Here is a 13,978-nt window from a genome sequence, read left to right as displayed (position 1 = left end):
AGAATCGCTGTAATACCGATCAACGCACAATAGGTGGTCTGTTTTACGAATTATGCGATGAAGTAAATGAACTTGATTGGGCTGTCGCATTACAGCAATTGATCGAGCTTCTTCAAGATGCACTTAAACAAACGAATAAGAAAATCAAAAAAATAATTCAAAGTCAACTTGAACAGTGGATCGCTGGCCTTCCTAATTATATCAAGGCTTATTTGCCGATATCACTCTGCGAAAGTTGAGTAAATACATTTAGTAATTGTTTTTGATAGGATATAGACGGATTTAATCTTTCATAAGATATTTTTGCTGTCTCCATTTCATCAAATGGTTGCCCTGCTACACGAATTGCAAATGTGAATTGGTTAATCCCGAGCTCTTGAGCCAATGGAGTCGGCATCATAATATGCCCTTCGTTAGTCGTATCCCCAGATGCTCGCCCTGGTCTCCAAGCTAAGTTTGGCTTACCTAGTTGCCCAGTGGTTGCCATGAGTGTAATAAATAATTTATTTTTGACTCGCTCATATTCTTTTAGACCATCTGCATAAACCGTAATATGATATGCTTCATCCTCAACCGTTACACTTTTATCAAAAATCTCTAAGTTTACCGGTTTTTCAACATATTTCGTATGCCAGTCTTCTGGAATAAAATCAGGTTGATTTCTAACAAAACCATTTTGGATTTGAGCAATTGACTTCTCATCCTTATTTCCCACATCAATTTGTAATCTTAATCGATGTGATAATACTTGGTTGTTCACACTTATTTTCCCCTCAATTAAATCCTCATTCCCCTTTTTGAGAATTAATTCTAATTCAAAACTTAATTCCCCAGTTTGAGGATTGGAGGATAGCCTATCTTCTAAATCATACGGAATCTCCATTACACCATAAAGCACCATCGACTGTTTAGTTGAGTCTTCGAATGCCTTCGCTTCTTTATAGTAGAGTTCAATCTCTTTATCACCAGCTAACGGAGAGTAATCATAAGTATCGCCGTCATTTGCTGCATCGACTAATTTAACAAAATCTTTAAATAATAAACCAGTAGTTGTTTCAAGTGTTAATTCGTTATTTTCATATACCAGCTTGTAAACATCATTTTGAATTCGTGTCGTACTAACTTCCTGCTTCTCCTCTAACGCTCGATTAGTACTCTCTAAAAATTCAATCACCTTATACCCAAGCGCAGGTAATTCAACGTTAATACATACATCTAATTCATAGTAAGAAGGTTCATCAAAATAATCAAACCCAGTTGCGACTAACTTCATGATATTTTTACGCTCTGGATAATAGACTTCTTTAACAATTACTGCTTGCTGACTTTCTGTAAAAGTAATATTTTTACTACGGGTAACAATGTGAACCACTTTCTCCCCTATAAATGGTTTTGGATCTGTATTAAAAATTAAAACTTGATTTGGCTTTAAATCGAGCCTATCAGCAATTTTTTTCGCTATTAAATTCTCCAGTCCATCAGCTATTTCATTAGCCTCTTTAATACGATGAAAGATATCTTCCGCTACATTATCTGACACACAGCCCCCAATACTATCATGGGCTTGATTTTCAAGCACTTTTTTCCATAATCTTTGAAGAAGTCCGTTGCTAATTTCTATATTATTTTTTTTAGCAATAACCATTAATGGTTCGATTCTCCGTAATATCTTTTGCTCTAATTTAAAATTCTCTAGCTTCATTTGCGTACGAACTGATCCTATTGAGCGATGTGCTCTGGAATAAACAGGTTCTCTCAACTCTCCTTGATACTTAGGTAAGTTCTCCTTCTTACGAATAGTATCAACATATGTTGGATAATCACTAATTACATTCTCATAGTTACTTACCTCGTTTAAAGCTTCCACCACTTTATCAAAGTCACGTACAATGTTTTTCTGATCAATTCCTGAAGGGATTAAAATATCTTGATTATCTCCGTGTTCTTGAAGAAATGTAATGGATGGATCCAATTTTTCTTTAACGAATTCCTCAATATTTTCTTGCGCTTCTACCGTCATCAACCCTGTCATATAGCCAAAAGGGAAATTCATAGCATAAACAAAACGATCCCCTAATCCTTTCCAAACGAAATATGGTGATTCTACCAACTTTTCAAAATTAATACCTCTCCAACACATAAAGTTATCTATTCCTACTTGATTTAGTAATGTAGGTATTTGGGCATTAAATCCAAATGTATCAGGTAAATAACCAACCATCATTGGTTCACCATATTTTTTCATCGTATCATTAATCCCAATAATCAAATTTCTAAGAATAGATTCGGCATCTACTAATAGTGCATCGGTTTGAGTAAACCATGGACCAACAAATAATCTCTTTTCTTCGACAAGTTTTTGAATAACAGGTAACTTATCAGGATTTAATTCAATATACTCATCAACAATAGAAGATTGGCCATCCAAGCAAAAGTTGACATTTGGATTGCTTTCTAGTTCATCTAATACTTCTGTAAAAACTTGATCACTTAAGACTTTGGCATCTTCTGTTGTAAAATACCATTCTCTATCCCAATGCGTATGTTGTACAATATATGATTTTGTCATAAAAGTTCTCCCACACTCTCATCTATAATTAGATATCCGCTTGATGTTGTTGTTCTTTCTTTCTAAACTTCATCAGCTTAAGTCCATTCACCATCAACGCAGTAATTAAACCACCTACTAAAATAGCAATACAGTATAAGAAAATATTAGATGTAAAAGGAATAGCCATAAAGGTTGCAAGCATTGTTTCTTGTGTGACTCCAAAAGCACCATTTATCGCACAGCCTGCCGCAGTACCTACGATAATACTTGGTATCACACGTAATGGATCAGCAACCGCAAATGGAATCGTTCCCTCAGTTATACCGACAATTCCCATAATTATAGCTGTTTTCCCGTTATCGCGTTCACTCTCTGAATATAGTTTTTTATTTAGTAATGTAGCTAAAAACATACCGAATGGTGGAATAGCAATTGCGAGTAGCATTGCAGTACTAGCTGCATATCCACCTGAGGTAAAGGAGGCTACACCAAATGCATAAGCAATTTTGTTTACTGGTCCTCCCATATCAAATGCCATCATTGCACCAAGAATAGCCGCTAATATTGCAGCGTTTGCACCAGACATACCATTTAACCACTCTGTAAGTGCTTCCGTTAATGCGGTAATAGGTGTGCCTAGGATATACCAAAAAATAAGTCCAACAACTGCCGTTGCTACAAAAGGAATAATAATTAGCGATTTTAAGCTCATAATCTGCGCAGGAACTGGGATTTTTTTTAAATAATTCACTAGATAACCTACTGCAAGTCCTGCAATCATACCGCCAATGAACCCAGTACCCATTTCATTTGCAATCATCCCACAAATAAAAGCAGGAGCTAAGCCGGGACGATCAGCAATTGCATATGCAATGTAACCAGCAATCATTGGTACAATAAATTGTAGTCCAGTCTGACCAATCATACGAATAACGCCCCAGAATGTATCAGTTTGATCCCATACATTTGTACCTCCAAAAATTACCGCAATGGAAGTGAGTAATCCGGCTGCTGTTACAAGGGGGATCATATAAGATACGCCACTTTGAAAATGATTTAGCATTTCTTTACCCAATTTTTTCACGTTCATTTTTCCGTCCTCCTCGTTGATTTATAAAACTCCTTTTATTTTTGACCAAGTTCTATCGCTTTTTGTATAGTCGTTGCTCCATCTTTCACAACTTCAGAAGTACCTACTTCAATAATTTTTTTGCCATTAAAACGTTCCCGTTCAGCTACATTAGTGTCTACCGCAAAAATAACTGCATCCGCTTCTTCAATTTCTTGCGATTTTAGTTTATTTTCAATTCCCATTGCACCCTGAGTTTCTACTTTAATAGCTACGCCATTCTTTTTCGCATATTTTTCAAGGTTTGCTTTCGCCATATACGTATGAGCAATTCCTGCAATACAAGCTGTTACAGCCACTAATTTAGTCATTTTTTTTCCTCCTAAAATTCACTAAAGTTTATTTTTCTAAAAATGATAAAACATCATACAAAGCATCCACACTGTCCGCTTGTTTAATACTTTCCACAAAATCGTCATCCATCAATTTACCCGACAAATCTGCTAATAGCCTTAAGTGTGTGTCTCCTTTATCTTGATCCTTAATTGCTAACAAAAACACTATACTTACTGGTGCCCCATCAAGCGAATCCCATTCTACTGGTTGCTGTAGGCGTGCAACAGCAACAGTAGATTCTTCAACTGCGCCACTTTTCCCATGTGGAATAGCTAAGTTATTACCAATTCCAGTAGTCATTTGTTGCTCTCGATCAATTACATCTTTTATAAAGATTTCTAGATTTGAGACATAGTTATTGTTAAATAATAGATTCGCTAATTTCTCAATCACTTCTTCTTTACTGTTAGCTACTAAATTTAACGTAATATTATCTTTATGAATCTTCTGTTTTGTCGTCATAAGCTTATCTCCTTCAAAAGTGATTGAATGTCATTTTCATCCCGAGCTGCCACTAATCGCTTCATAACAGAATAATTAGAGACCAGTTCATTAAAATAGGCATAAACCTCATTAATGGAATCTTTAACTGTTCGATTAAGCGCAAAGAAAAATACAATGTGTACTTTTTCATCTCCCCAAGCAATACCTGTTGAATTGATATAAATTGATATACTTGGCTGCACATTATAATCTACTTCTGCATGTGGCATTGCAAAGATCCCCATAGCCGTTGATGACAAATTTTCACGCTTTAATGCACTTTCAAATACGCCATCCCTTGCATACCCTAGCTGAATGAGCTGGTTACTAATTGTTTGCAATACCGACTCCATTGTTTCCACATCTTCTGAGAAGAAAAGCAACTCTTGTTTTATTAACTCACGAAAAGCAAGATAAGAACGTTCAAATTTATTTCCTACTTGTTCTTCTACTAGCTTAATGTCATGTTCTGTCATTAACGGACTTACGACAACAACAGGAACAGGACTATTTTCAATTGGGATTGTGCTAATAATTAGTTCTTCCGATAGATCTGTATGTTGTAACTCTCTAAGTGACAGTACCTTTGTTATCATCAGCTTTTTCGAAAATGTCTTCTTTAAGCGTTGTTCCAATAGCTTTGATGTTCCATATCCACTACTACAGACGAGCACTACTTTCTTGACGATTGCTGGTTCTCGATCAAAGAAAGCCTGAATATGCAATGTAATATACGCTATTTCGTCATCAGTGAGATGAATTTTGAATACCTTTTCTAATTCTCCAGTTAATTCAACGGCAACTTCAAAAGAACGTTGGAAAGTTGTACGGATTTTATCTGTATATGGATTGTAGATATTTAATCCTAGCTGCAATCGTTTTACTGCAGCATTTAAATGCACAATAAGATTCTTAATTAATTCTTGATCAGGATGATACGTATCTAAAGTTTGTATAATCAAGCTCCTTAATTGTGCGCTAAGATCTAATACATCAACATTAGCGAAAGCTTTATTATTTAAGGTGTTTTTCTCAATTGCTGAAATATGGATATTAATATACTCTTGTTCATATTTTGGAATGTTAATATGAAAAACTTCTTCTAATGCGTTTATCAGTAATAATGAACTTGATAGTAACATTTCTTCCTCTTCAATTGGCTTATCAATATAAAAGTCTTGCTTAATTCGCTCAATAGCTATAACTAAATGAATTGCTAGAGATTGATATTCATAATCTGTGACATTCAAACCCGATTCCTCAATAAAATTATTTAGAATATCCGCAACCTTATCTAAAGTGTTGAAATTGATAAAATCCTTGGTTCCAGCCGACATAATAATATTGAGTTTTAGGCTTTGTTTCTTTTTTTTAGTTGCCCTTACACCACCCCAATAGTAATTAATAACATTAGACATTAATTTTCTTCTATCATTTTCATTTGCTTTCAGCTTCAACCCATTACGGTTACTGATAATATCCAAATTATTTTTGGCAAATGTCTTTCTCACCTCACGCATGGTATGTTCCATTGTTGTTCTACTTACATGAAGCTCATCAGCTAAATCTTGAATCTTAACATATCCATCGCTATTCAATAGTTGAGAATAAACAAACATCTCTCTGTCTTCGATCGAATCCACAGGTTTCATATTCAAATGATTCAACAATTGTTTGATTTCTTCTTTTTCCCCAATTATTGTGACACCTTCACGTGGCTTAATAGATAAGGATAAATTTGTTTGAATCAATATATCCTGAACGTCTTCAAGATATTTGCGCACTGTTTTTGTTGAAACATTCATCATCGCTGCAATTTCATTGTGAGTCGTAATTCCCTTGTCTAGAATAAATTGAATGATTTTCCTATATTTATCCTCGTAAGCCTGCTTCATATTATCACCTCATCTGAATACGGTTTCATTATATCTCAATATTAGTTACCTTCCATACAGCATCTTTTACCTTTTTAATGTGGAAATTAAGAGAGGGGAAACGCTATCATTCCACACCATCATTTTTTCTATTTCAATAGATTACGTGACTATCTTCCTATTATAGACTGACTCCTATTCATAAGTCCCTTATCTTATAGGACTATCTGCAGTGAATTCTTAAGCTTACCTTTTGATGTCAGCCCAATTCTTTATACTCCGTATATCTCACGTTGCATTAATGAATCTATTATGATTTATATATATTATCGCTTTGGTTTCACCCAAAAAAAAGAAACCTAAGTGGTTCCTTTTGTTTTAACGAATCCAGTAAAATGCATAACCATCCCCCCACATCTCGACTCCTCGATACCAGCGTGGGACAAGGAACCTGACCCCATGTCCCCTCACTTCAACCCCGTCAACGTAATTCCCTTTATAATATGGCGTTGGAAGATCAAGAAGACGATGATGAGTGGAACGACGGCTATCGTTGCGCCTGCCATGACGATTTCCCAATAGGTTTGGTTTTCGCCAGAGAAAAAGGCAAGTCCGACTGGCAGTGTTCGCATTTCTTCTGTTTCGATGACGATAAGGGGCCATAGATAGGCATTCCAGTTTCCTAGGAAAGTGAAAATACAAAGTGCTGATAAGGCTGGATAAACCTGTGGGATGGCGATTTGAAAGAAAATCTTGAATTCATTTAATCCATCGATTCTTGCTGCATCAAGCAAATCATCTGGGATAGATTCCATAAACTGCTTCATCAGAAAAATGCCAAAAGCTGATATGACGCCTGGAAACATAATTCCCCAGTAAGTATCGACCCAGCCTAAATCGGTAGACATGATATACCAAGGAATAATTAGCATTTCGGTCGGAATCATAAGAGAGCTTAGGATGAATAAAAAGATAATATTTTTCCCAACAAACGAAAATTTAGCGATAACATAGCCAACAAGAGTGTCAAATAAAGCAACACTTAAGGTAGTAATAATTGCAACGATAAAACTATTAAAAAACCATTTATTAAATAGCGTATCTACCATAATTTTTCGATAATTGTCTAAAGTAGGATGGTCAGCAAGCAGCTTTAGTCCATATACTTCAGATGGCGGTTTAAAGGACGTTGATACCATCCAAATAAATGGAAACAACATAAAAATTGCACCCACGGTTAGTAGAATATAGACAATCGATTTTTTAAAGTACCTTCTTTTTTTCAAGTCTTCACCCCCACACCTTTCTAGTATTCAAATTTCTTCGTTAATACCTTCATTTGAATAATGGTTATGATTAAAATAATAATAAATAACAGAACGGTTGCCGCAGAAGCTAGGCCCATATCAAAGTGCTGGAATGCTAATTCGTAAATATAAAGCACAACCGATATCGTTGAATTCAGTGGTCCACCCTGTGTCATATTTTGGACCTGTGTAAAGGTTTGTAAGAAGCTAATACTTCCAATGACAGCGGAAAATACGATTGTCGGATTTAATAAGGGTAAAGTAATATGAATAAATTTATTCCAGCTATTCGCCCCATCTATTTCTGCTGCTTCATAGAACATTTTCGGAATATTTTCAAGGCCAGCTAAGAAGATAATCATCTGGAAGCCTAAGCCTTGCCATATCATTGTTAAGATAATAATATAAATCGCCTGATCCGGTGATTTTAGAAAAAGCTGGGCCTCAAAGCCCCATTTCATCAGGATATCATTCACAATCCCGTTGTTCATTAGAATCCATTTGAAAACCCAGCTTACGGCAACAATGCTTGTCACATAAGGAATAAAGTATATCGCTCGGAACACACCGACAAATTTATTGATTCTTTGCAGCAGTAAAGCTACCCCTATCCCGCACAGCAACTGCCCAATGACACCAAATACAACATAGATGAACGTATTTACTAGTGCTTTTCGAAAAATTTCATCTTTAAAAAGAGTCATATAATTATCCATTCCAACAAATGGTTTTTCCTCCGAAAGAATATCCCATTCCCGGAATCCTATATTAAAGGTATAAAGTGTTGGCAAAAATCGAATCGAAATAAAAAAGAGAAGAGGAATAAGCAAGCAAGTATACACAAATATATATTTTTGCTGTTTTAACGTGAATCTAGCAGTCTTTTTTTTGACAATAGAATCGTTCTTACTAGTCATGGAGCCCCCTCCTTTCTGAATAAAGAAAGACGAAATTCGCCTTTCTTTATCCCATCAGATTTACTTTTTACTCCAATAGTCATCGTAAAGCTTCTGTGATTTAGCCGCAAATTCATTATAAGCATCCTCAATAGAAACCCCATTTAGCAATACTTCATTCACCGCATCAATAACATACTGTCTCTGCGCGGTTTCGTCGACATAGAATTGTGCATTCGCATAAGGAAGCTGTTCAATAAATGGACCATATAGCGGATCATTTACGTATTTATCTTGTGTTGCTACCGCTTCTTTTGCTGGCAGCTCCCCTACCTCATCAATCCAGCGTTCCATCACTTCATCACTTGTTAAAAACGCTAAGAATTTTTTCGATGCTTCTAATTTTTCCCCTTCTACTTTTGCAGTAATGCCATTTGCCCAGAATGATGATTGGGTTGCTTTCTCTTTATAGGATGGCAGTGGCGCAACTCCATAATTTAAATCAGGTGCATCTGTAGCCAATGTTCCCAGACGGAAGGAGCCATCAATATTCATCGCTGCATTGCCTGTTTTAAATGCTGTTACATCATCTGTATAAAACCCGCTTTCCCCAACCTTATGCTTGGATCCAAATTCCACTAAATACGTAAATGCTTCTAACCCGGCAGGAGTATCATCCCAAAGAATTTGCTTCCGATCCTCACTTAATCCTTGACCACCAGCCTGATAAACTAAGGCATCATAAAACCAGTTGTTCAACTGAGCTCCTATTTCGTATGCCATCCCTTCTGTTACTAACTTTCCATTTTCTCTGACTGTCAGCTTTTTCGCATAATCTACTAATTCATCCCATGTTTCTGGTGGACTGTTCGAATCTAAGCCTGCTTTTTCGAAAAGATCTTTGTTATAAAAAAGCGCCAGTGTACGAACAGCCGTTGGAATTGCCCAATACTTATCATCCAATTTCGCTGCATTTACTAAGGAGAAGTATTCACTTTCAATTTGATCTACCGGGAATGTATCTTCCGGAAGAGGCTGTAAATAACCTGAATCAATGTATTTCGGAAGCCAGCCATAATATAAATTAATGACATCTGGACCTCTTCCAGCTGGAACTAATGTAGCCACTTTTTCATTGTATTGCTCATAAGGGAAGGTTGTTTGCTTTACTTTGATACCTGGATTTGCTTCTTCAAATTCTTTAATAAGCTCATCCATTAAATCAACTTTAGCCTTATAGGCATATTGCCAGTATTCAATGGTTACTGTATCCCCTTCTTCTCCCCCAGATTCCTTTCCTTTTGAACAGCCAACAACTACCATTAACACTATGAGAAAAAGAAAAACACCTAACATTTTTTTCAATAGAACCCCTCCTATTAAACAAGTTATTTATTATTACTTAACACGTTGTAGCTGTTATGGTGTAGTAGCTGTTTATAAGAAGTAAATTTCTGTCTATATGTTTCTACTTCTTTAGAAAAAGCCTCTACATGTTGAGTGGAGCGTATCCGCTGCCTCTCTGTTTCTTTCGGATTAGGACCTCCTAGTACGGAGCGAACAAGGACAAATTGATAGGGATCAATCGCATTTTTATAATGTGCTTCTGTAAAAACAAGTGGTGTACCCAATATTTCCTTGGCAATTTGTTTAACCAATTCAGCAGAGCCATCATTTATTTTTTTCCCAGAGCTAGATAATTGTTGGACTAAAACACTGGCAATTTGATGAGAATCACGGAAGGATAAATGGCATTCTCTTACAAGCACATCTGCTAATTCCGTGACGGTGGAAAAGCCTTCACAGCAACGGGTAAAGAGCTTATCTACATTCACCTCCATAGATTTAAGAATTTCTGTCAATAATTCGATGATTTGATAAGAATGAGAAAAGCCATTAATAAGAATAGGTTGAATGTCATCCCCGATATCGACAATGTCCCCAAAAGGTGCATTATGTGGCATCATAAATACGGCGTTTATTTCTCCAATTGTTCTACTAATAAGGGATTTGGTATGTTCTAAGGATGATGGATTTCGTTTTTGAGGCATGATGCTTGATGTTTGCACTAAGCTTTCATCTAGCCTGATTGCATCTACTTCATTTGTCGTAAAAAACATAAGATCATGTGTAAAGCGGGACAAGGTGCTTAAGGCAATTTTGATTACACTAGCTATTTCAAGCATATAATCTGCGGCACTAATCGAATCATAGGAATTTTCCATCGCTTTATCAAAAGCTAATTGTGTTGCCATAAAAGGACGGTCAATTGGAAAGCCAGAAGTACCTAGAGCAGCAGCACCCATTGGCGACTGATTTATTCTTTTTAAAAGAGAAAAGCCTCTCTCCAGATCTCTCTCTAAGCTACTATCTATGGCTAAAAGATAATGGGCCAAAGTAGTCGGCTGTGCTTGCTGATTATGTGTATAGGCTGGCATAATCGTTCGTTCATGTTCTTTTGCAAGACCCAGCAATACCTTTTTTAATTCGATAAGCACGGTGAGAAAATGCAAAAGCTTTTCACGAGCTAACATCCTGTACATGGTAGCATCCATATCGTTTCGACTGAAGGCAATATGCATATTCCCTACAAGCTCTTCGCCGATTTCTTGTTTTAAATCTTCTTCTATCATAAAAAATAAGTCTTCAAAGATAGGATCATAATTCTTTCCATAGCCTTTCGCTAATATGCCTTGATTCGCTTTAATGATTTTTTCGGTATCTGCGATTTTTAAGATTTTTTGGCGGGCTAACATGGTAGCATGTGCGATATTAATTTCTAATAAGTAGGGAAGGAAATGTTGCTTGGTAAAATCGTAGGTAGGTTCTAGGATATGATTTACATATATATGTGATCTACTGTCTGGCATTCAGCTGCTTCACTCCCATCTCTAAATTGAGTAAACGGCGTGCATTGTTCCCAAAGATATTCTCCATATCATCCTCTCTCATATTAATTTCTCTGCATACTCTTACCTGATCTTGTAAATATCGATAGGAAAAGCCTCTCGGAAAGCCATTGGAATCTGTGCCAAATATAATTCTTTCTGGTCCAATCAATTCAAATGTTTTTCGAAAGAGCGTCTCTAAATCTAATGGATATGGCATCCATCTTACCCACTGATTAGAGCCAGATGTATCGACATAAACATTTGGGCAGCTCCAGCATAAATGTAACAGCTCTTTGAAGTAGCCTGCACCAAAATGAGGAATAATGATTGGAAGATCTGGGAATTCTCTTGCTACTTGAAAAATCGCAAGGGGAGACATATTTTGATGTTCCACTATTCCACCAGCTCTGCCTAACAATCCAAAATGAATTAAAACTGGCAGTTGGTTATCTGATAAATATTGCCAAACTGGCATTAAGGCTTCATCATGCAACGGTCTATTCACAAGGGGCCCAAACATTTTATAGCCTTTTAATCCTAATTGTTCAATCGCTCTTTTTAGCTCGGGCAGAGCATCGCTACTTTCGATAGAATGATGAGCAAACCCGATAAATCGGTCTGAATGCTCGCTAATTTTCGCAGCCATATCATCATTGTCTTCTGCCGTAAGAAAGTTCATGACTTCTACACCATATGTATCGAGCTCTGCTAGCCATCGATCCATGAGCGGGATTGCTTTTTGCTCGTCTGTTTCCTCTGAAGGATGGGGAAAATCCCAAGTTAACCTCATTCTTTCTGATCTTTCTGCATTATAGGCATCCCCCGTTTTGGATCTTTTAATAAAACTACTGCCTTTTTTCGCAGGCAAATGCCCATGAATATCAACCACTTTAAAAGCATTTTGAAAGAGCATGTATATCTCCCTTCTAATCTATTTTTTCAACTAGACAATAATGCATGTTTTTTCATACAAAGAACGGTTGCGCCAAGCAAGGAAGCATGTGGCAGCTTTGTTAGCATTACCGTTGTTCTACTTTGTTCAGGCAGATAATGCTCGATTCTCGCTTGTAGTTTTGGCAAAAACCAATGGCCTGATTTGGAAATCCCTCCCCCTAATACGATGCATTCAGGATTAAGCAATGCAGCAACATTTATTAAAGATACAGCAAGATGATCCAAAGCCTCGTTAATGATTTTAGCCGCTAGTGCTTCTCCTTCGATTGCCTTTTGAAATATTTTCTCCGCATTCTCCTTCTTTGTAGCAGAACCGCTTTGATACTGTTTCACAATAGACGGACCACCTACCTGATTTTCGAGAAAACCATAGCCCTCAAACACCGATTCAAATCCTTGGCTTGCCTGATCTTTATTAGTAATCATGTAGCCTATTTCTCCAGCTGCATATTGACCACCGCGAAATAATTCTCCATTAATTACAATTCCGCAGCCTACTCCTGTTCCAATCGTTATTAAAACTACATGGGATTTATCTTTAGCAGCACCTTTCCAGCACTCTCCCAACACCGCCATATTCACATCATTTTCAATGTAAATCGGGAAAGGAAAATGCTCTACCATCTCCCTTTTCAATGGATAGTGGAGCCACCCTAAGCTTGGTGCTTCCATCACGATTCCCTGATCCGAATCAGTAATTCCCGGCGCACCAATCGCCAAAGCCAACACCTTCGTATGACAAATATTTTTGTCTTCTAGCATTGCATTTACTTCATTAACTAGTAAAAGAATAAAATCTTTCTTCAATCCATCCTGTGTATCGATTTTTCGATGAAGAATCAAGCCACCATCCAAATCCATAATCGCTAGTTCTGTCGAGGTTCCGCCAATATCAATGCCAATGGTATATTTAAATTGTTTATCAAAGACTAAATGAACCGGTTTTCGTCCCCCTCTCTTTGCTGCCTTTTTGCTTTCTTTTTCAATTATCCAGCCTTCTTCCACCAGTTCATCTACCAATGCCGATATAGTCGGTTTACTTAGCTTCAATCTTTTTGCCAAACTTGCTCTGGAATAAAGATTATCTCCTTCGATAATTTCTTGTAGCACTTTTCTTTTATTAATTGTCTTCAAGTAGTTGGGAGTTCCTGATTGCAATATACTCATCCATTCCTCCATTCATGGCAGTTAGTAAACCTTCCTTACTTCTTGAATAGTCTATGACTCGCTAGAATGTAATATGTTTGTAAATATACGAAATTTATGCAAACCTTGTTTTAGCTCAGGTACTTTTTAAAGAAACTTTGTTTTTCCCCTTCATATATTTTCGTATTAAAAAAAACACCATTTTCTAAATGGCGTTTCATTTCGTAAATATATGTATTGGTAAAAAACAGGGCAGATTAAATGCACAAATAGGTTCTAAAGAATAGATTAATCCCAGTTAAAAAATAAGCCAGTTCAGGTTAACTTCTTCTAAAGACGCGGAAGTATGTCCATCAAAACTTAATATAATGCCTATATTAACGTTAGCTTGTATGTATTGTTGACTACTAG

At 36.6% G+C, this 13,978-nt stretch carries 11 protein-coding genes and 1 pseudogene; 1 reads left to right on the top strand and 11 read right to left on the bottom strand.

Annotated features, from left to right (window positions below; genetic code table 11):
- Window positions 1-239: pseudogene (locus tag QQZ16_RS18305) on the top strand (IS4 family transposase); the annotation flags it as partial.
- Here QQZ16_RS18305 and QQZ16_RS18300 read toward each other — a convergent pair.
- The 11 genes from QQZ16_RS18300 to QQZ16_RS18250 all read right to left on the bottom strand — a co-directional run bounded on the left by QQZ16_RS18300 (window position 209) and on the right by QQZ16_RS18250 (window position 13,588).
- Window positions 209-2,569, bottom strand: a complete 2,361-nt coding sequence (locus tag QQZ16_RS18300) for a glycoside hydrolase family 38 N-terminal domain-containing protein (protein ID WP_284561626.1) — start codon at window positions 2,567-2,569, stop codon at window positions 209-211. The pseudogene QQZ16_RS18305 and the gene QQZ16_RS18300 sit on opposite strands and share 31 nt — an antisense overlap.
- Before the next feature lie 28 nt (window positions 2,570-2,597).
- Window positions 2,598-3,641 (bottom strand): PTS fructose transporter subunit IIC, encoded by a 1,044-nt coding sequence (locus QQZ16_RS18295; protein ID WP_048716829.1) that lies wholly within the window; start codon window positions 3,639-3,641, stop codon window positions 2,598-2,600.
- A gap of 35 nt (window positions 3,642-3,676) precedes the next feature.
- Entirely contained in the window at window positions 3,677-3,991 is a 315-nt protein-coding gene (locus tag QQZ16_RS18290) for a PTS fructose transporter subunit IIB (protein ID WP_048716831.1), read from the bottom strand.
- Window positions 3,992-4,019: 28 nt separating this feature from the next.
- On the bottom strand, window positions 4,020-4,478 hold the full coding sequence (locus QQZ16_RS18285) for a PTS sugar transporter subunit IIA (protein ID WP_048716834.1): 459 nt from the start codon (window positions 4,476-4,478) through the stop codon (window positions 4,020-4,022).
- Complete coding sequence (locus tag QQZ16_RS18280) at window positions 4,475-6,394, bottom strand: BglG family transcription antiterminator (protein ID WP_048716837.1); 1,920 nt, start codon at window positions 6,392-6,394, stop codon at window positions 4,475-4,477. Before QQZ16_RS18280 ends, QQZ16_RS18285 begins: the two co-directional genes overlap by 4 nt.
- A 446-nt stretch (window positions 6,395-6,840) precedes the next feature.
- Window positions 6,841-7,659 (bottom strand): carbohydrate ABC transporter permease, encoded by an 819-nt coding sequence (locus QQZ16_RS18275; protein ID WP_031538843.1) that lies wholly within the window; start codon window positions 7,657-7,659, stop codon window positions 6,841-6,843.
- 20 nt (window positions 7,660-7,679) lie between these two features.
- Window positions 7,680-8,597: a carbohydrate ABC transporter permease gene (locus QQZ16_RS18270; RefSeq protein ID WP_048716840.1), complete on the bottom strand. Its 918-nt coding sequence runs from the start codon at window positions 8,595-8,597 to the stop codon at window positions 7,680-7,682.
- A gap of 60 nt (window positions 8,598-8,657) precedes the next feature.
- Window positions 8,658-9,932 carry an extracellular solute-binding protein gene (locus tag QQZ16_RS18265; RefSeq protein ID WP_048716851.1) on the bottom strand — a complete coding sequence of 425 codons (1,275 nt, stop codon included), beginning with the start codon at window positions 9,930-9,932 and terminating at the stop codon, window positions 8,658-8,660.
- 32 nt (window positions 9,933-9,964) lie between these two features.
- On the bottom strand, window positions 9,965-11,446 hold the full coding sequence (gene argH / locus QQZ16_RS18260; protein WP_048716843.1) for an argininosuccinate lyase: 1,482 nt from the start codon (window positions 11,444-11,446) through the stop codon (window positions 9,965-9,967).
- On the bottom strand, window positions 11,433-12,380 hold the full coding sequence (locus QQZ16_RS18255) for an amidohydrolase family protein (protein WP_048716845.1): 948 nt from the start codon (window positions 12,378-12,380) through the stop codon (window positions 11,433-11,435). Before QQZ16_RS18255 ends, argH begins: the two co-directional genes overlap by 14 nt.
- 26 nt (window positions 12,381-12,406) lie before the next feature.
- The gene (locus QQZ16_RS18250) at window positions 12,407-13,588 is read right to left on the bottom strand and encodes an ROK family transcriptional regulator (protein WP_162298442.1); all 1,182 of its coding nucleotides are present in this window, start codon (window positions 13,586-13,588) and stop codon (window positions 12,407-12,409) included.
- Window positions 13,589-13,978 lie beyond the last annotated feature (390 nt).

It is taken from the genome of Bacillus sp. T2.9-1, from assembly GCF_950097965.1.
Lineage (GTDB): Bacteria > Bacillota > Bacilli > Bacillales > Cytobacillaceae > Niallia > Niallia hominis.
Note: the sequence above shows the minus strand (reverse complement) of the source record. Positions and strands in the feature narration are given on the sequence as shown.

What these genes read in the sequence shown, in the direction of transcription:
- QQZ16_RS18300 (WP_284561626.1), bottom strand. Translation starts at nt 2,569, where the DNA reads ATGACAAAATCATATATTGTACAACATACGCATTGGGATAGAGAATGG.
- QQZ16_RS18295 (WP_048716829.1), bottom strand. Translation starts at nt 3,641, where the DNA reads ATGAACGTGAAAAAATTGGGTAAAGAAATGCTAAATCATTTTCAAAGT.
- QQZ16_RS18290 (WP_048716831.1), bottom strand. Translation starts at nt 3,991, where the DNA reads ATGACTAAATTAGTGGCTGTAACAGCTTGTATTGCAGGAATTGCTCAT.
- QQZ16_RS18285 (WP_048716834.1), bottom strand. Translation starts at nt 4,478, where the DNA reads ATGACGACAAAACAGAAGATTCATAAAGATAATATTACGTTAAATTTA.
- QQZ16_RS18280 (WP_048716837.1), bottom strand. Translation starts at nt 6,394, where the DNA reads ATGAAGCAGGCTTACGAGGATAAATATAGGAAAATCATTCAATTTATT.
- QQZ16_RS18270 (WP_048716840.1), bottom strand. Translation starts at nt 8,597, where the DNA reads ATGACTAGTAAGAACGATTCTATTGTCAAAAAAAAGACTGCTAGATTC.
- QQZ16_RS18265 (WP_048716851.1), bottom strand. Translation starts at nt 9,932, where the DNA reads ATGTTAGGTGTTTTTCTTTTTCTCATAGTGTTAATGGTAGTTGTTGGC.
- argH (WP_048716843.1), bottom strand. Translation starts at nt 11,446, where the DNA reads ATGCCAGACAGTAGATCACATATATATGTAAATCATATCCTAGAACCT.
- QQZ16_RS18255 (WP_048716845.1), bottom strand. Translation starts at nt 12,380, where the DNA reads ATGCTCTTTCAAAATGCTTTTAAAGTGGTTGATATTCATGGGCATTTG.
- QQZ16_RS18250 (WP_162298442.1), bottom strand. Translation starts at nt 13,588, where the DNA reads ATGAGTATATTGCAATCAGGAACTCCCAACTACTTGAAGACAATTAAT.